Source organism: Anoxybacteroides tepidamans, from assembly GCF_014201465.1.
In the GTDB taxonomy this organism is placed as follows: Bacteria; Bacillota; Bacilli; order Bacillales; family Anoxybacillaceae; genus Anoxybacteroides; species Anoxybacteroides tepidamans.
In genome coordinates, this window is the sequence record NZ_JACHEP010000007.1 from 80,953 (window position 1) to 102,111 (window position 21,159).

The window sequence follows — 21,159 nt, forward strand, 5'->3', positions numbered from 1 at the left end:
AATCCTCTTCATGGAGGCCATGAAGAGGATTTTATTTATACTTCGTCGCTTCCGAAAAAGTTCCGGAACATTTGAATCGTTGCTTCGCGGTTCAATGCCGCAATCGATGTCGTAAGCGGAATGCCTTTCGGACAAGATTGCACGCAGTTTTGCGAGTTTCCGCAGTTCGCTAAACCGCCGTCTCCCATGATTGCTGCAAGTCTCTCCGCTTTATGCATCGCACCCGTCGGATGAGCATTAAACAAGCGAACTTGCGAAAGCGGTGCAGGACCGATGAAGTTTGATTTGCTATTCACGTTCGGACACGCTTCTAAACAAACTCCGCATGTCATACATTTCGAAAGTTCGTATGCCCATTGACGTTTTCGCTCTGGCATGCGCGGACCAGGACCTAAATCGTAAGTTCCGTCAATCGGAATCCACGCTTTTACTTTTTTCAACGAATCGAACATGCGGCTGCGGTCGACTTGCAAGTCACGCACAACCGGGAACGTGCGCATCGGCTCTAGGCGAATCGGTTGTTCGAGCTTATCGATGAGAGCCGTACAGGATTGACGCGGCTTTCCATTAATAACCATCGAGCAAGCTCCGCACACTTCTTCCAAACAGTTCATATCCCACGTAACCGGAGTCGTTTTTTCCCCTTTTGCGTTCACCGGATTGCGGCGAATTTCCATGAGGGCGGAAATGACGTTCATATTTGGGCGATATGGAATTTCAAATTCCTCTTCGTATGGCGCAGAATCCGGACGATCTTGTCGCGTTACAATGAGGCGAATCGTTTTTTTCTCGCTCATGATTTCACTTCCTCTTTCTTTTTCGAATAGTCACGTTTGCGCGGCTTAATTAACGACGTATCAACGTCTTCGTAATGGAACGCTGGCCCATCTGGAGTAAAACGTGCCATTGTTGTTTTGAGCCATTCTTCGTCATTGCGCTCTGGGAACTCTGGCTTATAATGAGCGCCGCGGCTTTCGTTGCGGTTATAAGCACCGAGCGTAATCACGCGCGCTAATTGAAGCATGTTGTATAGCTGGCGAGTAAACGATGCTCCTTGGTTGCTCCATTTCGATGTATCAGTAATGTTAATGTTTTTATAACGTTCCATCAACTCTTGAATTTTTTCATCAGTTTTCAAAAGTTTATCGTTATAACGAACGATCGTGACATTATCCGTCATCCATTCGCCAAGCTCTTTATGAAGAACATAGGCGTTTTCTGTTCCATCCATCGACAAAATGTTTTCCCAGCGCTCTTCTTCTTGTTTGACATAGCGGTCATATAAAGAAGATGGCAGCGCATCCGCCGATTTTTCTAAACCTCTAATATATTCCACTGCTTTCGGGCCTGCGACCATGCCGCCGTAAATCGCCGATAAGAGCGAGTTCGCTCCTAAACGGTTTGCTCCGTGCATGGAGTAGTCGCATTCACCCGCTGCAAATAAGCCTTTAATGTTCGTCATTTGGTCGTAATCTACCCATAATCCACCCATCGAATAGTGGACAGCAGGGAAAATTTTCATTGGCACTTTACGTGGATCTTCACCCATAAATTTTTCATAAATCTCAATGATACCGCCAAGTTTAATATCCAATTCTTTTGGATCTTTATGAGAAAGATCAAGATATACCATGTTCTCGCCGTTAATACCAAGCTTTAAGTCGACACAAACATGGAAAATTTCCCTTGTCGCGATATCGCGCGGGACGAGGTTTCCGTAAGCTGGATATTTTTCTTCTAAGAAATACCACGGTTTTCCGTCTTTATACGTCCATACTCGTCCACCTTCACCGCGTGCCGATTCACTCATGAGGCGCAATTTATCATCGCCTGGAATCGCGGTTGGGTGAATTTGGATAAATTCTCCGTTCGCATAATACGCACCTTGTTGGTAAACAATGGACGCAGCTGAACCTGTATTAATGATCGAGTTCGTCGATTTCCCGAAAATGATCCCTGGACCGCCTGTTGCCATGATGACTGCATCTGCCGGAAACGACTTAATCTCCATCGTCGTTAAATTTTGCGCTACAATTCCGCGGCAAATTTGCTCATCGTCTAATACGACGCCTAAAAATTCCCAACCTTCATATTTTGTCACTAAACCAGCTACTTCATGACGGCGAACTTGCTCGTCAAGCGCATAAAGAAGCTGCTGCCCTGTTGTCGCACCAGCAAAAGCTGTACGGTGATGTTGCGTTCCACCAAAACGTCGAAAGTCTAATAAACCTTCAGGCGTACGGTTAAACATAACCCCCATGCGATCCAGCAAATAAATAATGCCTGGCGCTGCTTCACACATCGCCTTAACTGGTGGTTGGTTCGCCAAAAAGTCACCGCCATATACTGTATCATCAAAGTGCTCCCACGGAGAGTCTCCTTCACCTTTCGTATTCACCGCACCGTTAATCCCACCTTGAGCACAAACAGAGTGAGATCGCTTCACTGGCACAAGCGAAAACAACTCAACTGGCACACCCGCTTCTGCGATTTTAATGGTTGCCATTAGTCCGGCTAGACCGCCACCAACTACTATGATTTTTCCTTTTTTCATCGTTACTCACTCCCTAAAAGATTGCTAGTCGTGGATTAAGCGAATGCTAAAATGGCACGGATGCCGACGATCGAAAGCGCTACGAAAATCACCATTGTCACATATGTAAAAATTTGTTGTGAACGAGGAGTAACCGTAAGTCCCCAGCTTACACAGAAAGACCATAAACCGTTCGCGAAATGGAAGACAGTTGAAACAATTCCTACGATGTAAAACGCAAGCATGAGCGGATTATCCACAATATTTGCCACCATTTCATAGTTCACTTCCGCTCCGAACGCAGCTTGTACACGCGTCTCCCATACGTGCCACGTAACGAAAATGAGCGTAACAATTCCCGTTAACCGCTGCAATACGAACATCCAGTTGCGGAAATAACCGTATCTGCTCACATTATTTTGCGCTGTAAAAGCGATATAAAGCCCGTAAATGGCGTGAAACAGCAACGGAAGGAAGATAATGAAAATTTCCAAAAAATAACGGAACGGTAAATTAGCCATGAATGATGCCGCACGGTTAAACGCTTCTGGACCTCTTGTTGCAAAATAGTTGACGACTAAATGTTGCGTCAAAAAAATACCAACTGGAATAACTCCCAGCAATGAATGGAGTCGACGATAAAAAAATTCGCGATTTCCTGCCATGTAGTGAACCCCCTTTTTAATAATAGTGACAATGAAAGAAAACGCACTCCCCATCCACACTAACTAAAATGGTTAATAGAGCTGTAAATGCTTCCATTTCCATTAACCATGCGTCACATTCATTGTACTCCCACAAAGTAGTAGCGTCAAGAAAACGAGTTCATAAAATGTTCAATCATTCGAAAATTCCAACAATATTCTCCTAAAAATCGAAAGAAAGATACTGCTTTCTTCGCATTGTTCGGCTATAATGATGAATAGAAAGAGGGGAAGTATGTGAAAACAGTATCATTTGAAAACGAATATGAGGCACTCCAACATATCGACATTCCTGGTTTCGGCTATGAGCTTATTCGCGAAGTTCTTCTTCCTGATTTGCTAGGAAAAGAAACGGCGAACATTTTATATTGGGCAGGGAAACGATTAGCGCGCCGTTATCCGCTCAACACGTTCGATGATGTCATCGCCTTTTTTGAAAAAGCCGGCTGGGGAACGCTCACCATCACTAAAGAGCGCAACGATGAACTAGAAGTAGAATTAACAGGGGCAATCGTGGCTGCCCGCATGTCCCTCAACGAAGATTGTTCGTTTCATCTAGAAGCTGGGTTTCTCGCACAACAAGTCGAGCAGCAAAAACGTTGTGTCGCCGAAGCATATGAACAGCAGAAAAAGCGAGCAAAAAAAGTAGTCTTTACAGTAAAATGGGATAGAAAAGATGAGGTTACTGAATGAAAAAATAAGTTGAAGTTTTATTTTACATTAAACTATATGCGCATGACGTATAACCTATTTTACAGACTAAATATGGAAACGGTAGCGCGGAAAATCTTTATTACAACGTAAATTAAATGCAAATTTTTTCGACTGTCGGAATATAATCCGACAGTCGAAAAACGATCGTATAAAAAACTCAAAATATGAAACATTAATAGATCGCACGCTTCTTTGCTTAAGAGTTGACGGCAGTCTTTTCATCGAGTTGAAACGCTTCATGCAGCGCTTCGACGGCTGCGACCATTTTTTCTTGTGCTACAACTGTGGAGATTTTTATTTCCGATGTGCTAACCATCTTAATTTCAATGCCGCAGTCCGCTAATACTTGAAACATTTGCGCAGCCACGCCCGGATTGGAAATCATGCCAGAACCAACGATCGAAACTTTCGCCAAACGGCTTTCGTACTCCACTTTCACGCCTTGCAGCGATTGCAATACTTGCAACGTTTCGTGCAAATCTTCTGTACTAATCGAAAAAGAAACAGACGTTGCTTCATTGCTTGTCATGCTTTGAATAATAATGTCAACATTAATTCCCCGATTCGCTAGCGCTGTAAAGATCGTCGGCAATGTCTGCAATCCTTTCGGCAGCCCTTGAACAGTGACCCTTGTTACTTGATCTTCAAAAGCGATGCCTCTGACAATTAAATGCTGTTCCATCGAAATGTCCTCCTTCACGATCGTGCCTCGTTCTTTTTCCATGCTCGAGCGAACTTCTAACGTCACTTGATAGTTTTTCGCAAATTCCACTGCACGCGGATGCAACACGCCCGCTCCTAAATTCGCTAACTCGAGCATTTCATCATACGAAATTTCTTGCAGTTTTCGCGCTGCTTTCACATAGCGAGGATCGGTTGTAAATACTCCCGTTACGTCGGTATAAATATCGCATTTGTCTGCTCGCAACGCCGCCGCTAATGCCACCGCAGTCGTATCGGAGCCGCCGCGGCCGAGAGTCGTAATTTCTCCGCTTTCGGTCATTCCTTGAAATCCAGCGACGATCACGATCTTTCCTTTTTGCAAATATTTATAAATCCGTGACGTATCGATATCGATAATACGGGCATTCCCATGAACATCTTCCGTTTTGATCCCTGCTTGCCAACCTGTTAAAGAAACCGCTTGATATCCTTTTTCATGCAGCGCCATCGCCAAAAGGGCAATGCTCACTTGCTCACCGGTAGAAAGAAGCATATCCATTTCCCGCTTGCTCGGTTGATTGGATATTTGCTTTGCTAACTGAACAAGTTCATCCGTCGTCTTGCCCATTGCGGAAACAACGACAACGACATCATTGCCATTTTCTACTTCTTCGATTATTCGACTAGCTACGTTTTGAATTCGTTCAATGGAACCGACAGAAGTTCCGCCAAATTTTTGCACAATAACTGCCATTCTCCTCATCCTTCGTTCTAAGATGTGTATTCTCGATATAGAAAATAAAAAACAGCAATGAGAGATCTCTCATTGCTGTGCATAACGAAACGAAAAAAGAAACAAATTCGCTTCACACAGTGAGATAGCTCTCCAAGATGAAACATCTTGACAGTCCTACATTTCTTAAATGCAGAACCAGCAGGAAAAGCAATGAGACTTTTCCCACTTCGGCGACGCTCCCCTTTCAACATTCTTCTTCGGAACTCATTTTCCTCAGAATGCCTACTCTTGAAGTTCGCACCTCTATCTTCACTTCAGTGTTCGGAAGTGTATAAATATGCAATTTATTGCGATTGTACCAATTTTTTATGAGATTGACAATACTATTCATGCAATTTCTCATAAATTTTTTCAGCTACTGCCCGAGGAATATTCGCTTTTTGCAATTCTTCGACTGTTGCTTCTATCATATTTTTTACAGAACCAAAATGTTTCAACAGAGCTTTTTTTCTTTTTTCACCGACTCCTGGTATATCGTCCAACACTGATTGAAACAGCGATTTCCCCCGCGTTTGCCGATGAAACGTGATCGCAAACCGGTGAACTTCGTCTTGGATGCGCTGCAATAAGTAAAACTCTTGACTGTTTCGCGCTAACGGAACAACTTGCGGCGGATCGCCCATAATTAATTCCGACGTCCGATGCCTGTCGTCTTTTACAAGGCCGGCAAGCGGAATTTCCAGCCCCAGCTCGTTTTCCAACACATCCCGAACAGCCGCTAAATGCCCTTTTCCTCCGTCAATGAGAATAAGGTCGGGAAGTGGCAGCCGCTCTTTGAGAGCACGGGTGTAGCGACGGCGTACGACTTCCCGCATTGATTCATAGTCGTCAGGGCCTTCGACCGTTTTAATTTTATATTTGCGATATTCTTTTTTCTCCGGCTTCCCATCAATAAAAACGACCATCGCCGAAACAGGATCTGTTCCGTGAATGTTGGAATTATCAAACGCTTCAATTCGATGCGGTGCAGCAATTCGTAGCGCTTTCCCTAAGTTTTCCACCGCCTTAATCGTCCGTTCTTCATCGCGCTCGATTAAATAAAATTTCTCTTTTAACGCCAGTGCCGCATTTTTGCAAGCTAAATCGACTAATTCTTTTTTCTTACCTGATTTCGGCTGCGTCACTTTGACGTTGAGAAGCTGTTCTGCCAATTCGCCGTCTACTTCCTTCGGCAACACGATCTCTTTCGGCTTTAAATGGTTCGCTCTTTCGTAAAACTGTCCTAAAAATGTCAACAGTTCTTCATCAGGATCTTGGTATAACGGAAAGATGGATACATCGCGCTCAATCAGCTTGCCTTGGCGGATGAAAAACACTTGAACGCACATCCAGCCTTTGTCGTAAGCATAACCGAACACATCCCGATCGACAAAATCGTTCATCGTTATTTTTTGCTTTTCCATGAGCGCTTCAATATGCGCGATTTGGTCGCGATATTCTTTCGCCCGCTCAAATTCCAGCATTTCCGCTGCTTTCGTCATTTTTTCTGTCAATTCTTTTTTGACTTCTTGATGCCCCCCATTTAAAAACCGGATAATTTGTTCAACGATTTCTTTGTTTTGCTGTTCGGAAACCGGATGCACACACGGTGCCAAACATTGCCCCATATGATAATAAAGGCACACTCGATTAGGTAATGATTGGCATTTCCGAAGCGGGTAAATGCGATCTAACAGCTTCTTCGTTTCATTCGCCGCTTGGACGTTCGGATACGGTCCGAAATATTTGCCGCGATCTTTTTGCACTTTTCTTGTAATGATCAAACGCGGATGTTCTTCCGCGGTAATTTTAATAAACGGGTAGCTTTTGTCGTCCTTTAACATAACGTTATATTTCGGATCGAACTTTTTGATTAAATTCATTTCTAAAATGAGCGCTTCAATATTTGATGAAGTCACAATATATTCAAAATCGGCAATTTCGTTGACAAGGTACAGCGTTTTTCCGTCGTGCGTTCCGGTAAAATACGAACGCACCCGGTTTTTTAATACCTTTGCCTTTCCTACATAAATGACCGTTCCATTTTTGTCTTTCATTAAATAGCAGCCGGGCTGCTCCGGCAAAACGGCCAGCTTTTCTTTTAAGTGATCATGCATCATAATCACTCCATTGTTGAATTCATCCATTCATATAACGTAATTTCCCCATATATCGGATCTGCGAGCGTGTTTGAGCGGTATGTTTTTACTTTTCGCAAGCGTCTGTCAAGTGAAACCCCTTGCGCTTGAAACCCTTTGACAACATGATCGGTCACATAAATTTTAGCATGTGTATAGTTCGCTTGATGTTGTAAAAAAAATGAAAAACGTAATGCTTCCTGATACGGGAAATCAGCGCGAAGATATTGCAGCACTCTCGCTTCTTCCCATGTATATAAAACAAACGGCTCGTCTTTCTTTTGTAAATCATACGCTAATTGATACGTCGCTGGCAAGTGTAACGCTTGTTCGCGGATATAGAGCGTGCCGATCATAATTTGTGCAATCATGACAATCAAGGCCAATAGCCGCTTATATGTGGACGTGTTTCGGTAAAAATAGCGCAGCCATCCGTAAAAAAGCGCAAAATGAACAAGTGGAATCACATGGCGCGGCTTGTCAATATTTTGTGCAAATAGCGCCCAGACCCCATAAGCAACTATGGCGGCAAAAAGCCAGCGAGGAAACGGGAACGCACGAGTCGAATAGAACGCCCAAATGAATACGAAAAGATACAAAACAAGCAATATCATTGTTCGGCTGGAGATTCCAATCCAAATGATATTATAAAACAGAAATCGGCCTATCCGCTGCCAAAGCGGCTGTTGATCGTTTGACACCGTTCCTCCCCATTCTTGAAAATGCCCGTTCGTAAAGGAAAAGGCCAATTTCAAAAATCCATATAGACTTCCTTCCGTCTGCGCTATGCCCATCACCCAAATGAGCTGGAACGCTAGCGCAGCCGCCACGAGTCCGAACAACCGGCGAATACTTCGATGTTGTTTCCAGTCTTCGTACCATAAAAAAGCAAGCGCAATAGCAAACGGGACATATGAAAGCCGAATTCCTAACAAAAGCCCAAACAAAATTAATGACAGAAGATGAGCTTGCCACGTTTTTCGTTCTCGCGCTTGTTCAACCGCCCACACATACCACCATAAAACGGATAATGCCGCCCCTTCTGACATCGGTTGACTGCCAATGAGCACGACATAGCTCGCCGATTGAACGAGAACCGTAACGAGCCACGCCATCTCTGTTGCCCCATACTTTTTGGCTAATAAAAACATCGGGATCGACGCCGACCATAACATAAGCACATTAAAAATGGACAATGCTTTAGCTGGATTTTCCACAAATGCATGAACGAGCATCCCACCCAAAATAAAATAAGGGTATCCTGGAAAATGGGGTTGCATCGCCAATAAATCGTATCGGTCTAATGCAAGGGCAAAATCGACTTGATCCCATGTGGCCGCATATGGACTTGCATATTTCATTTCTGCACAAAACAACAAAAAAAGTGCGGTTAATCCAAAATATGACATATACCGATGATTTCCCAGAAAATATTTACGCATCATTCTCACCTTTATAAACGAAAAAGCACAAGACAGTCTTGCCTTGTACTCTTAAATGACATGTTTCGTCTTCGGTTCAAGCGCTTGAACATTCTCGTTTCCTAGCTCTGATTTTTTTGCGTTTTTTGAATGACGGCTATTAATGAGCAAATAAATGACAACAAAATAGCCGATATAAGCAATCACTTCTTCTAGCGATGGCATTGATGAATAGCCGAACAACGCTTTCAAAAAGACGCCTACATCTCCTGGTAACAGCGGTGCGACTCCGTAATCGCGAACATAATGTTCATAATCAATCGGATGCTCCGGCAACAGCCATGTTAAATCGTATACGTGCGGCATCACGCTTCCAATGATGTTTAAATCTTGCAACATTGAAATTCCTTGTACCAACAGTCCTGCCGCAATTAAAATAATGAAAGCGCCTGTCACTTTGAAAAACGTTTTTAACGGTACGCGCATCGTTCCTTTGAAAAAGACGTAGCTCACCAATGCGGCAATTACGACACCGGTAATCGCCCCCCATCCTTGCATGGCCGCACCGATGTTTCCACCGGTAATCGCCGCAAAGAAAAAGACCGTTTCAACTCCTTCGCGGAGCACAACTAAAAACGAGTGAATCACCATGCCAACCACATTTCCTGTCGTAATAAAACGATCCATTTTTCCTTCAACGTTTTTCTTCATGTCTTGGCTATGCTCCGCCATCCAAAACACCATTTGCGTCAATAAAATCGTCGAAATGAACATGATCGAAATTTTTAAATACATCTCGCTTCCCATTGCAGCAAAGCCTGTAAACACAACTTGGAAAAGAAGGGCCACTCCAACGCTCGCCAACACGGCCAATCCTGCCCCAAACCATACGTATTTCGTATATTTCGTATGGTTGACCCTCTTTAAATAAGATGTAATAATCCCGACAATGAGCAAAGCTTCCAACACTTCACGAAACGTAATTAACAGCGCTTGAACTTCCATCACACGCTCTCCTTTCTTAAACCGTTAGTTTCGTCGTTTTCGGCGCAACGAATATACGACAACAGCAACAATAACAATGATTAAAACAGCGATCGGAATCCAGTTTTTTAACTTCGATAAATCCGTCCATTCTTTTTTCTGTACCGCTTCTGGCTTTTCTGTAACACTTTCTGAAAAATGTCCGACTTTCAAGCTTTTTAATCCAAACTGCTTTTGCAGCAACGTTAAAATCGCCTCTTTACTTTTCTTAAACTGTTCGATATTGGATGGTTTTTTGCCGACGCCAAACAATCCTGGATTTCCTAACGACTGCAAAGCGTTGTCAAACTCGCTCCTCAATTGTTTGTCAATAGCTGCATCCTTCGATTGAACAGAAGGAGAGAGCGCTTCGTATGTAGCAAATGCTTTCGCCAATAAACGTTTGCTCGTATCATATTGAGCAAAATTTTTCTCAATGTTTTCAAGGCGGCGCGCAATATTTAACACAAGAATTTTTCTCATATCTTTTAACACCGCTTCTTTATCTTTTGCTTCAAGGTCCGCTAGCACCACTTCAGACGGCTCTATTCCCATATGCATATTAAGCTCTTCTTTCACTGTTTCAAAAATCGTTTTTGCCTCTGCAAAGTTTGGCGGCTGTTGATTCAGTTTTTCCGCCATTTGTTTGTACACTTCTGCCACTTTTTCTTCATTCGGGTCACCGTATGAATAAGCAAAAGCGGTCATCGGTGTATAAATGAGAATGAATATCAATAGTAAAGAAAAAAATAAACGTAATAGCCTCATGATCCGGTTCCCTCCTACATATTTAATGATAATGATTATCATCCTTCATGTCAATATATATAATACATATATCAAAAATAAGGATAGAAGACTTCTTCTATCCTCATGCATCCAATAAAGTCCCCTCGAAGCCTAAGAACACTTCTTTCCATCGATATCCGGCAGCACGTGCGCCGAGCCATCAATATCCACTTTCGGAACTGATCGTTTCATTTCTTTCCAAATAGCAGGGAGAACTGCCGTCATATAGTCGCAAAATTTAATAAATGACTGGCCTGTTACCCTCACTTGATAGCGAATCGGAACTTCTTTCATGCGAAAGCCTTTTCGCACTAAATTCAGTGTCAACACTTGCGCATAATTGTAGTCATGAATAATGTCAGCATGTTCCATCGCTTGCCGTGAAAAGGCGCGCATCCCCGACTGGCCGTCGTAAATCCACGTTCGCAATAAAAGCGATTGCAAGCATGTAAAACAATAATTGCCAAGGCGGCGATACCATTTCATTCCATGAATCTCCCCAAGAAACCGCGACCCCATTGTATAGTCTGCTTCACCTTTAAAAATCGGCGCGAGCAAATCGGGAATTTGTTCAGCTGGATATTCGTTATCCGCATCAATCATCACGCCGATATCTGCACCGAGACGAAGGCACTCTCGCAACCCTTGTCTTACGGCAGCGCCGAGCCCGCTGTTTTTCTTCATTTGATACACATAATCAGCCCCTGCTTTCCGTGCCACTTCAACTGTTTGATCCGTCGATCCATCATCAATTACTAACACATTTACGTCAACGTGCGGATGAAAATGGCGAGGAATTTTTTGGATTACTTCCCCAATCGCTTCTTCTTCGTTATGCGCCGGTAAAAAGACGATCACTTTTTGTCTCTTCATTGTTTCCCTTCTTTCGTATCGCTTCCATTAGTACAGGACCACGGCTATGACTCGGATATGGAGCGCCTAGTAAATACGCAATCATCGGAGCTAATGAAACAAGACTATGCTTTTCCTCAATCCGCTTTCCGCGTTCAATGGCTGGGCCATACATAAAAAACGGTACATATCGCTCTCCTTCGTCAAGATGTCCATGCCCACCGATCCCGTCTGCCTGACCGTGATCCGCGCAAACAATTAACGTGGCGTTGTTTAATTTTCCTTGTTCTTCGAGCCATTCGACATATTCTTGAACGAGGGCATCGGCCTCTTCAATTTTTTGCAAATATTCGTCATACAATACGCCACGGCTATGACCCGTTTGGTCGGTCGCAATCAATTGAACGATCAATAAATCAGGATCTTGTTCTTTCATGATGAGTTTCGCTCGTTCGATAATATTTCGATCCGCCACATCGTTATGCATCACCGCTGTTACCGTTTCGACATCATCGCCAAATGAATCGACAAGGTGGGCAATGCCTAGCAAACGGCCAGTTTTTCCGACTTTCCTTAATGAATCAAAAATGCTTTCAACTTTAATCCCGAGCTTCCACACCATATTGGAGCGAATGCCATGTTCAAACGGGTACGTGCCGGTAAACATAGAAGTAAAACAAACGACCGTGCGTGCTGGATACACCGTTTCCATTTGTGTAAATTCCGTTCCGTTTTGCCGCAATGATTTTAAAAACGGCGCGTTTGCTTGTTCAAAGCGATCTTTGCGCATGCCGTCAATGACGATCACAATCACTTTTTCGTTGATCGCCTTTTTTGGGACAGCAACATTATTCGTATAAGTTGAAATCACTTTCGGCTTCCAATCAAATAAGTGTTTGTGGAGAATCCATGAGAATAAAAAAACAGACGCATAGTAGATCGCTAGCTGACTAATCGGCATCGACTGTCCCCCACGTTCCATCTGCTCATAGCCCCATTGCCATAACGACAATAAAAGCAAAAATTTAGGCATTTGCTCTTGCGCGTTTCCACTTGTCGAATCGCTATTTTTCAGCACAAGCTTCCAAAAGCGAGTGAAGTTCCACCACGTCGTACCGATTCGCAAATGATAGTAGAGCGTTCCCCAAAAAAAGACGGTAAAGAAAAAATATAATCCAATCGCTAAAAGAAGCAACTTCACATCGGCAAATTGCCAAACGATCAAAAAAGCGATGTACGGAATCCATAAATAATTTCGCAAAAAGAGCGGATAATCATATATATAATAGATCATAAAAAGCGGCAAAACGAATAAAAAACTTAAAAAAAATGACTTCACATAATCAGGCTGCCCCAGATCAGGCAAATGATATAATAGCATCGTCCCGATAACGAAAATGGGAGTAAACGGCTTCCCCTCATTCAGCAAATTCCAACATCGGGCGGCCACTTTTTCAAATTTCGATGCTTTTTTCATCACTTCTCATTCCTTTCCATTTTCGCCAGATCCATCATCATTCTTCATGCCTTTTTGCCCACTCAATCGTTCTCGCTAGTCCTTCTTCAAACGTTACCGTTGGTTTGTATCCGAATGCTTGTTGCGCCTTCGTAATATCCGCCCATGTTGCATTCACATCGCCGGCCCGTTCGGGAGCATGCTTTACTTTCATAGCTGGAAAATACTTTTGCAAATATTCTAGTAGCTGTTCCATCGCGACGGGACGCCCTGATCCTAAATTAAATACGTCGTTGTTTCCGTTCCGATGCGATGCGGCGATCATTCCATTCACAATATCATCGACAAATGTGTAATCCCGCGCTGTTTTTGTTCCATACACAACGATCTCTTCTCCGCGCAAAAGCCGGCGGATAAATTGGCTGATCGCCATATCTGGACGCCCCCACGGACCGTAAACAGTAAAATAGCGGAAAATCGTTAATTGATAGCCGAACAAATTGGCATAAGCGTAGCAAAACGATTCGGCCCCGTATTTCGCTGCCGCATACGGCGAAACAACATTCCCTGTTGCCATTTCCTCTTTGAGTGGCACACATCCTTGATCTCCGTACACGGAGGAAGAAGAAGCGAACAAAACGTGCTTCGTTCCTGCTTCTCCAGCAGCTTTTAAGACGTTGATCGTCGCTTTAATATCGTAATCGACATAATCAAGCGGTTGTAATAGAGAGTTTGGAACGCCGGGCAAAGCAGCTAAATGATAGACACAATCCGGCTGATAGCGTTGAAAGATCTCGTCTACTTTTTCATAATTAAGCAAATTCACTTCATAAACAGGTACATCATAGCCGCTCGTAAGCGTGTGAAATTGCCACCGTTTTCGCTCCGCTGAGTAATAAGGATGAAAATTATCAATGACAACGACATCATGGCCAAGAGAAAGCAACTTAGAGACAAGATGACTGCCGATAAAGCCGGCACCGCCCGTAACTAAAATGTTCACTGATTCCACCTCGTTGCGATTTGTTCCCCACTAATCGTACCATAATGAAAATAACAAAAACACGGCATTTGCAAAAGCAAAAAACCTTGTTTCGTGACAAGGTTTTTTGCTTTATTTAAGTTATTTCGCCTTTTCAACGACTGTTTGCAGCGTTGCTTTAATTTGTTCGAGAAGGTTCTTGCCTTCTTCTTTATTTTTCGCTTTTGCTGCTTCTAAATATTTTTGCACTTGATCGTTTAACGTTGTGAACGCCTGATCGCCTAATAATGTTTTGATATCGCTTCCGATCATGTCAATGAATAAAGCTCCTTCAAGCGCTGTCACAACTGATTTATCTTGGCCCCAACTTTCTTCGCTTTCTTCGTATTCATTGAGCGCCACTTTTGTCAAACCGCGAACAAATGCTTTATTGACAGCCGCTGGATCTAACGTTTTGACGTCTGTTTGCAAGTCAAATTGTTTGAGGATATAATCTGCTTCTGCTGCCGCATATTTTTTCATGTATGGATAAATTGATTGATAAAACGCCCATCCTTCTGCTTGCCCCACTTTTGCTTTCTCTTCATTTTTTTTCGCTTCTGCCGCCGCTTTTGTTGCGTAACCGTAAGGAAGAGCGCCTGTTGCTAAATAAAAAGTTTTCATAAGCGTTTTATCGATGACTTGTTTACCAAGCGCAAAGGCTAAAGTGTCGCCTTTTTCCACTGCGCTTTCAATTTCTGAAAATCCACCGTTAATGGTATCTACTAACGTTGTTCCGTAGGCTGCATCCCGTTTTTCTACCGTTGGCTGCAAAATTTTATAAAATTCTTTTGCCTCTTCTACCTCTTCTTTGACCGCATCTTTATTATTCCAATTTTCTTCAATCTCAGTAAATTCTTGTTTGATCGTTGTATAAAACACTTTTTGCATTAACTTGTCAAAAATTTGCTCCACAACTACTTTATCGATCGATCCGTCTTTTCCTGCATTCAACGCTGTTGTAAGATGCTGATCGACCGTTTCTTGCAATTCTGCATCACGCTTTTGCACAAGTGGCTGCAATTTTGTCGTATAAATGGCCATGACTTTATCAAAATCAACATTTTGTCCTTCGTTTGCTTTCGCAAGTTCTGTTACCGCTTCTTTAAACGCTTCGCCGTAGTTGATTTCTTGTTTTCCTTCTTCCGTCTGTTTTGTTTTTTCTGTCTTCGTTTCTTCCTGTTTCCCAGTTGTTGCTGTTTTTTCTGCATTACTGCAGCCTGCTAATACGCCTCCTGCCAATAAAAACATGGCAAATATTGCTTTTAAATGCCTTTTTTTCATCGTTTATGTATCCCCCTTTTTTATATATGAAAACGATTTTCATTTCCGTTTAAAATTATATAGAGAACGATTTTCATTGTCAATGAAAAACCGACAAAAAACAGCCCAGAAAATTCTGGACTGTTTCGGATTCATTATAAATGTTTGTTTAACAAGCTGACAAGCGCTTCTTTCGGTTGATACCCAACTGTCTTGTCGACTGCTTCGCCATTTTTAAAGACGAGAAGCGTCGGGATGCTCATCACGCCAAACTTCCCAGCTGTTTCTTGGTTTTCGTCGACATTGACTTTCACAATTTTTACTTTGTCGCCCATTTCTTGGTCGATTTCTTCTAATACAGGCGCAATCATGCGGCAAGGTCCACACCAAGGTGCCCAGAAATCCACTAACGTGACTCCTGTACTCGTTTCTGCTGCGAATGTTTGGTCAGTCGCACTAACAATTGCCATTTTCCATTCCTCCTATCAATTACTCATGTAAGCAAAGTATATCACTTTATAGCGGAAGGTGCTAACTTTTTGCTTCAATTCTAATATTTACTTTCGCCCAATAATTATAACAAAAAAACGAGCAAAGACGCACTTACTTTGCCCGTTTTTGCCTATATTTATGAATGCACTTTAAGCTTTTTAAATTCCTCAGTTAGCAACGGTACGACTTCAAATAAGTCACCAACGATACCGTAATCTGCGACTTTGAAAATATTCGCTTCTGGATCTTTGTTAATCGCGACAATTACTTTCGAGTTTGACATGCCCGCTAAATGTTGGATCGCACCGGAAATGCCGCACGCAATATATAAATCTGGTGTAACGACTTTTCCTGTTTGCCCGATTTGCAACGAATAGTCGCAATAGCCAGCATCGCACGCGCCGCGCGAAGCCCCGACCGCACCTCCTAACACGTCAGCCAATTCTTGTAGCGGCTTAAAACCGGCTGCGCTTTTCACCCCGCGTCCGCCAGCGACAATGACTTTTGCTTCCGATAAGTCCACGCCTTCCGCTGTTTTGCGGACAATTTCTTTCACAATCGTGCGCAAATCTTTAATATCGACAGAAAGGCTCATCACATTTCCAGAGCGAGCATCATCGCGAGAAAGCGCTGGAATGTTATTCGGACGAACGGTCACAAAAATGATGCCGTCTGTTACGATTTTCTTTTCAAATGCTTTGCCCGAATAAATCGGACGAATGAACAATAGCTCCCCATCTTTTTCTTCGATCGCCACGACGTCAGAAACAAGTCCGGCGTTCAACTTTGTCGCTAATTTCGGCGATAAATCTTTTCCTAATGCCGTATGGCCAAATACGATTCCTTCCGGTTTTTCCGCTTCAATGACCGCCATTAACGCTTGGCCGTATCCGTCTGGTGTATACGTTTTCAGTTGTGCGTGTTCAACAACGACCACACGATCTGCCCCGTACGCAATTAATTCGTTCGCATACGACTGCACGCTTTCTCCTACTAATACCGCTACTACTTCGCCGCCTTGAGCGATCGTTTTTGCTGCCGCAATGGCTTCAAATGATACGTTTCTTAACGATCCGTCACGGATTTCCGCTAATGAGATCACTTTTCGTGTCATGCTCCGTCCCCCCGATAAATAATCGTTTTTCTCGTCGTTAAATGACTTTCGCTTCCGTACGCAACAGCGTGACAAGCTCTTTTACTTGGTCTGTTAGTTCACCTTGCAAAATTTTCCCGGCTTCTTTTTTCGGCGGCAAGAAAATTTCCACCGTTTTTGTTTTCGCTTCGACATCTTCTTCTTCTAAATCTAAATCATCCAATTCTACTTCATCGAGCGGTTTCTTTTTCGCTTTCATAATGCCTGGAAGCGAAGGATAGCGCGGTTCGTTTAATCCTTGTTGCGCTGTCACTAACAATGGAAGCGACGCTTCAATGACTTCTTCGTCCCCTTCGACATCGCGAACAACCGTTACTTTGTCGCCGTCAATGTCGAGCTTCGTAATCGTCGTAACATACGGGATACCAAGCATTTCTGCTACGCGCGGACCAACTTGGCCAGAGCCGCCATCAATGGCGACGTTCCCTGCTAAAATTAAATGCGGTTCTTTATCTTTTAAATATTCCGCTAATACTTTCGCCGTTGTATATTGATCGCCTTCTTCGACATCGTCTTCAATATTGATGAGTACTGCTTTATCGCACCCCATCGCCAGTGCGGTGCGCAATTCTTTCTCCGCATCTTCGTTTCCGACTGTAACGACCGTTACTTCGCCACCTAGTTTGTCACGCACTTGAATCGCTTCTTCGATCGCATATTCATCGTATGGGTTAATAATAAATTCAGCGCCTTCTTCATTCACGTTTCCGTTGTTGATCACAATTTTTTCTTCTGTGTCAAATGTGCGCTTCATTAAGACGAAAATGTTCATGGAAACCCCTCCTATGTTTATCAAACATTCGTTCAGTTTAAAACATTCTGTTGATTTCGAAAAAACACAATTAGCGCTCGCTTACTTTCCACGGAATTGCGCCGGCCGTTTTTCAATAAACGCTTGTACTCCTTCTTTCGCATCTTCTGATATAAACACTTTGCCAAACAAGATCGCTTCCTGCTCCACCGCTTCATGGAATGATCGTGTTTTCGCCGCATGAAGCAACTCAATCGTCGCCCGAACAGAAATCGGACTCTTTTGCGCAATTTTATTCGCTAATGTTTTAGCTTCTTCCAACAACTGTTCTTCCGGCACCGCTTTGTTCGCGAGTCCCCATTGAACTGCTTCAATGCCTGTGATCGGCTCGCTTGTCCACATCATTTCCATCGCTTTTCCAAACCCAACATAGCGCATTAAACGCTGTGTCCCTGCGAATCCTGGAATGATACCAAGCTGCAGCTCTGGCAATCCGAGCTTCGCATTTTCTGCAACTAGACGGATATGGCATCCCATCGCCAACTCTAATCCTCCGCCTAAAGCGGCGCCATGGATCGCTGCGATCACCGGTTTCGGAAACTGCTCTAGCTTCTCCATCACTTGCTGGCCGGCGCGCGCCAACTCCGCCGCTTGTTCGCTCGTATTAACAGCCGTAAATTCTTTAATATCAGCACCAGCAGAGAAAAATCTTCCTTCTCCGTGGAGAAGAATAACGCGAACTTGATCATCGTCTTTCAACTCATCTAGCAATGATGAAAACTCTTTCAAAACAGCGGATGATAAAGCGTTGGCCGGAGGACGCGAAAAAGTGACGGTAGCGACAACCCCCTCCGTATGCACCTTGAAAAACTCCATTTTTTCCTCTCCCCTTATATAAAATTAAGAGGCCGAACAGCCTCGTATCAGCAGTTCATGAACCGGTTTCGCTAAAGCGACTAAATCATATTTTTGGTCATTCATCACCCATGTCGTCACCGTTTCATCGATCGTCCCGAAAATCATTTGCCTCGCAAGACGAACGTCCAAGTCTTTGCGGAACTCTCCTGCTTCCATTCCTTCTTTTACAATTTGCTCCACAATCCTTAAATATCCTTTCAGCACTTCGTTAATTCGTAAACGAAGTTCTTTGTTCGATTGCCGCAGCTCAAGCTGGGTCACGATCGCTAAATGGCGATCTGCCGATAAAAGTTCAAAATGTTTTTTTACTAATACGTATAACTTCTCTGAAGCGCTTGAAATTCCTGCTATTTCTTCTTGGATTTTTTCAATAAACGATCCCATTTTTTCTTGAAAAAGCGAAACGAGAATATCTTCTTTATTTTTGAAATATAAATAAATCGTCCCGTCCGCTACTCCTGCTTGTTTGGCAATTTTAGAAACTTGCGCTTGATGGTAGCCATTTTCGGCAATAACAATCACAGCTGCTTCGATAATTTGCATAAATTTTGGTTTATTTCGTTTCAACGTACATTCCCCTTTTTCAAATGTGAATGAATAATCATTCATGTTTCAATTTTAAAAATTCTCCCTTCTATTTGTCAAGATAAAAAATCACTCCATTTGCAAAATGACAAAATAGTGGATGCTTTTATCCCTTTTTATTTTCTTCTTCTATTAGCACGCGGCGTAAAATTTTTCCGACAGCCGTTTTCGGAAGTTCTTTGCGAAACTCGTAGATGCGCGGCACTTTGTAGGCGGCCAATCGGTTTCTCATAAACTGATCCAACTCTTCTTCCGTGCATTGCTCGCCTTCTTTTAAAACGATAAACGCTTTCACCGTTTCCCCTCGGTATTCATGTGGCACACCGACAACGACCGCTTCCTGTACTTTCGGATGTTCATATAACACTTCTTCTACTTCGCGCGGGTAAATGTTATAGCCGCTCGCAATAATCATATCTTTTTTTCGATCGACAATGAAGAAGTATCCTTTTTCATCCATATACCCCATATCGCCGGTATATAACCAGTCATCACGCAATACACTGTCCGTTTCAAACGGCTGGTTCCAATATCCTTTCATCACTTGCGGACCGCGGACAACAAGCTCACCAATTTCGTTAACGTTCGCTTCTTGACCAGTCTCTAATGAAATAATTTTCGCATCCGTATCCGGCCATGGAACGCCGATGCTTCCTTTAATCCGTTCTCCATCCCATAAAAAATTGGAATGGGTGACAGGAGACGCTTCTGTTAATCCATATCCTTCAATCAGTTTTCCGCCTGTGATTTTTTCGAACTTTTCTTGCACTTCGACTGGGAGTGGAGCTGATCCGCTAATGCATACTTTAATAGATGATAAATCATATTTCGATAAATTCGGATGATTCAATAAGGCGATATACATCGTTGGCGCTCCAGGAAATAATGTCGGCTTTTGCTTCTCGATCGTTTTTAATACCGTTTCAACATCAAATTTCGGAAGGAGAATCATTTTATAAGCTTGCATAACGGACAAGTTCATAATGGTTGTCATTCCATATACATGGAAAAACGGCAATACGCCTAAAATCGCTTCCTCTCCTTTTTGGCAGCGATACATCCAATGAGCGCACATTAACGTGTTCGCAATTAAATTGCGGTGTGTCAGCATTGCAGCTTTTGGAAATCCTGTTGTTCCCCCTGTATATTGTAGTAAAGCAACTTCCTCGATTGGGTCTATTTCAATATCTATCTCTTCTGCTTTCGTTGAAGCGATAATGCGTTTGAATAAATGTTGATCATCTCGTTCTTCGATGTGGACAAGAGGCTGGTTTTGTTTTTTTTGGACGAATGGATAAAGCAATTTTTTGATGGGCGGCAAATAATCTTGAACGCTTGTGACAATGATATGTTTTAACGACGTTGTTGCTTTTACTTTAACGACTTTCGGATAAAGCATATCTAACGTAATGATCACGGTTGCCCCGCTATCGTTCAGCTGATGCTCCAGTTCCCGCTCCGTATAAAGCGGATTCGTTTGTACGATGATGCCTCCGGCCATCAGCACTCCATAATAGCTAATGACGGCTTGCGGACAATTTGGCAACATAATCGAAACGCGGTCGCCTTTTTGCAAGCCAAGCTCGACAAGATAGTTGGCGATTTTCAACGATTGTTCGTAGATGTCTTGAAACGTCAAACGTTTTCCAAGAAAATAAATCGCCTCTTTTTGACCGAACTGTGCGGCGGTTTCTTTTAAATAGTCGGGCAATATTTTAGGCGGGTAATCAATATGATGCGGGATTTGCGGTGGATAATGGGCAAGCCATCGTTTTTCCATCATATCTCCTCCAATTTTGATAATTCTGACGATTTATTTTTATTTTATTATATTTTTTAAAAATTTACACTAAAAAAATAAGCGCCTACAATCGTAGAACGCTTTTTAAGTAAAAAACAACCAATATA

Annotated in this window: 19 protein-coding genes and 1 riboswitch; of the genes, 1 reads left to right on the forward strand and 18 read right to left on the reverse strand. The window is 43.0% G+C overall.

From position 1 onward, the window contains the following. Positions 1 to 35: 35 nt before the first annotated feature. The 3 genes from sdhB to HNQ34_RS08375 are packed head-to-tail and all read right to left on the reverse strand — an operon-like array spanning position 36 to position 3,198. Positions 36 to 797: a succinate dehydrogenase iron-sulfur subunit gene (gene sdhB / locus HNQ34_RS08365; RefSeq protein WP_183253498.1), complete on the reverse strand. Its 762-nt coding sequence runs from the start codon at positions 795 to 797 to the stop codon at positions 36 to 38. Beyond that, a complete protein-coding gene (gene sdhA, locus HNQ34_RS08370; protein WP_183253500.1) occupies positions 794 to 2,554 on the reverse strand; it encodes a succinate dehydrogenase flavoprotein subunit in 1,761 nt (586 codons plus the stop codon). Before sdhA ends, sdhB begins: the two co-directional genes overlap by 4 nt. A gap of 35 nt (positions 2,555 to 2,589) precedes the next feature. Then, a complete protein-coding gene (locus tag HNQ34_RS08375) occupies positions 2,590 to 3,198 on the reverse strand; it encodes a succinate dehydrogenase cytochrome b558 subunit (protein ID WP_183253503.1) in 609 nt (202 codons plus the stop codon). A 276-nt stretch (positions 3,199 to 3,474) separates the two neighbouring features. Between HNQ34_RS08375 and HNQ34_RS08380 the strand changes: the two genes are divergently transcribed. After that, entirely contained in the window at positions 3,475 to 3,930 is a 456-nt protein-coding gene (locus tag HNQ34_RS08380; RefSeq protein ID WP_183253505.1) for a YslB family protein, read from the forward strand. A gap of 217 nt (positions 3,931 to 4,147) precedes the next feature. On the opposite strand, the gene HNQ34_RS08385 is transcribed toward HNQ34_RS08380, so the two are convergent. The 15 genes from HNQ34_RS08385 to HNQ34_RS08455 all read right to left on the reverse strand — a co-directional run bounded on the left by HNQ34_RS08385 (position 4,148) and on the right by HNQ34_RS08455 (position 21,031). Further along, positions 4,148 to 5,368 carry an aspartate kinase gene (locus tag HNQ34_RS08385; RefSeq protein ID WP_183253507.1) on the reverse strand — a complete coding sequence of 407 codons (1,221 nt, stop codon included), beginning with the start codon at positions 5,366 to 5,368 and terminating at the stop codon, positions 4,148 to 4,150. 117 nt (positions 5,369 to 5,485) lie between these two features. Next, positions 5,486 to 5,664, reverse strand: a riboswitch (Lysine riboswitch). A gap of 69 nt (positions 5,665 to 5,733) precedes the next feature. Next, positions 5,734 to 7,506, reverse strand: a complete 1,773-nt coding sequence (gene uvrC / locus HNQ34_RS08390; protein WP_183253510.1) for an excinuclease ABC subunit UvrC — start codon at positions 7,504 to 7,506, stop codon at positions 5,734 to 5,736. Between the two features lie 5 nt (positions 7,507 to 7,511). Then, positions 7,512 to 8,969, reverse strand: a complete 1,458-nt coding sequence (locus HNQ34_RS08395; protein WP_183253512.1) for a nucleoporin-interacting protein — start codon at positions 8,967 to 8,969, stop codon at positions 7,512 to 7,514. A gap of 51 nt (positions 8,970 to 9,020) precedes the next feature. Next, positions 9,021 to 9,953, reverse strand: a complete 933-nt coding sequence (locus tag HNQ34_RS08400) for an FTR1 family iron permease (protein WP_183253513.1) — start codon at positions 9,951 to 9,953, stop codon at positions 9,021 to 9,023. Between the two features lie 24 nt (positions 9,954 to 9,977). Then, positions 9,978 to 10,739 carry a hypothetical protein gene (locus HNQ34_RS08405; protein WP_183253516.1) on the reverse strand — a complete coding sequence of 254 codons (762 nt, stop codon included), beginning with the start codon at positions 10,737 to 10,739 and terminating at the stop codon, positions 9,978 to 9,980. A 132-nt stretch (positions 10,740 to 10,871) separates the two neighbouring features. Next, positions 10,872 to 11,633 carry a glycosyltransferase family 2 protein gene (locus tag HNQ34_RS08410; protein WP_183253518.1) on the reverse strand — a complete coding sequence of 254 codons (762 nt, stop codon included), beginning with the start codon at positions 11,631 to 11,633 and terminating at the stop codon, positions 10,872 to 10,874. Beyond that, positions 11,593 to 13,089, reverse strand: a complete 1,497-nt coding sequence (locus tag HNQ34_RS08415) for an alkaline phosphatase family protein (protein WP_183253520.1) — start codon at positions 13,087 to 13,089, stop codon at positions 11,593 to 11,595. Before HNQ34_RS08415 ends, HNQ34_RS08410 begins: the two co-directional genes overlap by 41 nt. Positions 13,090 to 13,126: 37 nt before the next feature. Then, complete coding sequence (locus HNQ34_RS08420) at positions 13,127 to 14,071, reverse strand: NAD-dependent epimerase/dehydratase family protein (RefSeq protein WP_183253522.1); 945 nt, start codon at positions 14,069 to 14,071, stop codon at positions 13,127 to 13,129. A 120-nt stretch (positions 14,072 to 14,191) separates the two neighbouring features. Then, positions 14,192 to 15,373: a hypothetical protein gene (locus tag HNQ34_RS08425; RefSeq protein ID WP_183253524.1), complete on the reverse strand. Its 1,182-nt coding sequence runs from the start codon at positions 15,371 to 15,373 to the stop codon at positions 14,192 to 14,194. A gap of 134 nt (positions 15,374 to 15,507) precedes the next feature. Beyond that, positions 15,508 to 15,822 (reverse strand): thioredoxin, encoded by a 315-nt coding sequence (trxA, locus tag HNQ34_RS08430; protein ID WP_183253526.1) that lies wholly within the window; start codon positions 15,820 to 15,822, stop codon positions 15,508 to 15,510. A 158-nt stretch (positions 15,823 to 15,980) separates the two neighbouring features. Further along, positions 15,981 to 16,958, reverse strand: a complete 978-nt coding sequence (locus tag HNQ34_RS08435) for an electron transfer flavoprotein subunit alpha/FixB family protein (RefSeq protein WP_183253528.1) — start codon at positions 16,956 to 16,958, stop codon at positions 15,981 to 15,983. Between the two features lie 37 nt (positions 16,959 to 16,995). Then, positions 16,996 to 17,769, reverse strand: a complete 774-nt coding sequence (locus tag HNQ34_RS08440) for an electron transfer flavoprotein subunit beta/FixA family protein (protein ID WP_183253530.1) — start codon at positions 17,767 to 17,769, stop codon at positions 16,996 to 16,998. Positions 17,770 to 17,850: 81 nt separating this feature from the next. Then, positions 17,851 to 18,624: an enoyl-CoA hydratase gene (locus HNQ34_RS08445; protein ID WP_183253532.1), complete on the reverse strand. Its 774-nt coding sequence runs from the start codon at positions 18,622 to 18,624 to the stop codon at positions 17,851 to 17,853. A gap of 24 nt (positions 18,625 to 18,648) precedes the next feature. After that, positions 18,649 to 19,233, reverse strand: a complete 585-nt coding sequence (locus HNQ34_RS08450; protein ID WP_183253534.1) for a TetR/AcrR family transcriptional regulator — start codon at positions 19,231 to 19,233, stop codon at positions 18,649 to 18,651. A 124-nt stretch (positions 19,234 to 19,357) separates the two neighbouring features. Continuing rightward, positions 19,358 to 21,031, reverse strand: coding sequence for an AMP-binding protein (locus HNQ34_RS08455; protein ID WP_183253536.1), 1,674 nt, complete (start codon positions 21,029 to 21,031; stop codon positions 19,358 to 19,360). Positions 21,032 to 21,159 lie beyond the last annotated feature (128 nt).

What these genes read in the sequence shown, in the direction of transcription:
- sdhB (WP_183253498.1), bottom strand. Translation starts at nt 797, where the DNA reads ATGAGCGAGAAAAAAACGATTCGCCTCATTGTAACGCGACAAGATCGT.
- sdhA (WP_183253500.1), bottom strand. Translation starts at nt 2,554, where the DNA reads ATGAAAAAAGGAAAAATCATAGTAGTTGGTGGCGGTCTAGCCGGACTA.
- HNQ34_RS08375 (WP_183253503.1), bottom strand. Translation starts at nt 3,198, where the DNA reads ATGGCAGGAAATCGCGAATTTTTTTATCGTCGACTCCATTCATTGCTG.
- HNQ34_RS08385 (WP_183253507.1), bottom strand. Translation starts at nt 5,368, where the DNA reads ATGGCAGTTATTGTGCAAAAATTTGGCGGAACTTCTGTCGGTTCCATT.
- uvrC (WP_183253510.1), bottom strand. Translation starts at nt 7,506, where the DNA reads ATGCATGATCACTTAAAAGAAAAGCTGGCCGTTTTGCCGGAGCAGCCC.
- HNQ34_RS08395 (WP_183253512.1), bottom strand. Translation starts at nt 8,969, where the DNA reads ATGCGTAAATATTTTCTGGGAAATCATCGGTATATGTCATATTTTGGA.
- HNQ34_RS08400 (WP_183253513.1), bottom strand. Translation starts at nt 9,953, where the DNA reads ATGGAAGTTCAAGCGCTGTTAATTACGTTTCGTGAAGTGTTGGAAGCT.
- HNQ34_RS08405 (WP_183253516.1), bottom strand. Translation starts at nt 10,739, where the DNA reads ATGAGGCTATTACGTTTATTTTTTTCTTTACTATTGATATTCATTCTC.
- HNQ34_RS08410 (WP_183253518.1), bottom strand. Translation starts at nt 11,633, where the DNA reads ATGAAGAGACAAAAAGTGATCGTCTTTTTACCGGCGCATAACGAAGAA.
- HNQ34_RS08415 (WP_183253520.1), bottom strand. Translation starts at nt 13,089, where the DNA reads ATGAAAAAAGCATCGAAATTTGAAAAAGTGGCCGCCCGATGTTGGAAT.
- HNQ34_RS08425 (WP_183253524.1), bottom strand. Translation starts at nt 15,373, where the DNA reads ATGAAAAAAAGGCATTTAAAAGCAATATTTGCCATGTTTTTATTGGCA.
- trxA (WP_183253526.1), bottom strand. Translation starts at nt 15,822, where the DNA reads ATGGCAATTGTTAGTGCGACTGACCAAACATTCGCAGCAGAAACGAGT.
- HNQ34_RS08435 (WP_183253528.1), bottom strand. Translation starts at nt 16,958, where the DNA reads ATGACACGAAAAGTGATCTCATTAGCGGAAATCCGTGACGGATCGTTA.
- HNQ34_RS08440 (WP_183253530.1), bottom strand. Translation starts at nt 17,769, where the DNA reads ATGAACATTTTCGTCTTAATGAAGCGCACATTTGACACAGAAGAAAAA.
- HNQ34_RS08445 (WP_183253532.1), bottom strand. Translation starts at nt 18,624, where the DNA reads ATGGAGTTTTTCAAGGTGCATACGGAGGGGGTTGTCGCTACCGTCACT.
- HNQ34_RS08455 (WP_183253536.1), bottom strand. Translation starts at nt 21,031, where the DNA reads ATGGAAAAACGATGGCTTGCCCATTATCCACCGCAAATCCCGCATCAT.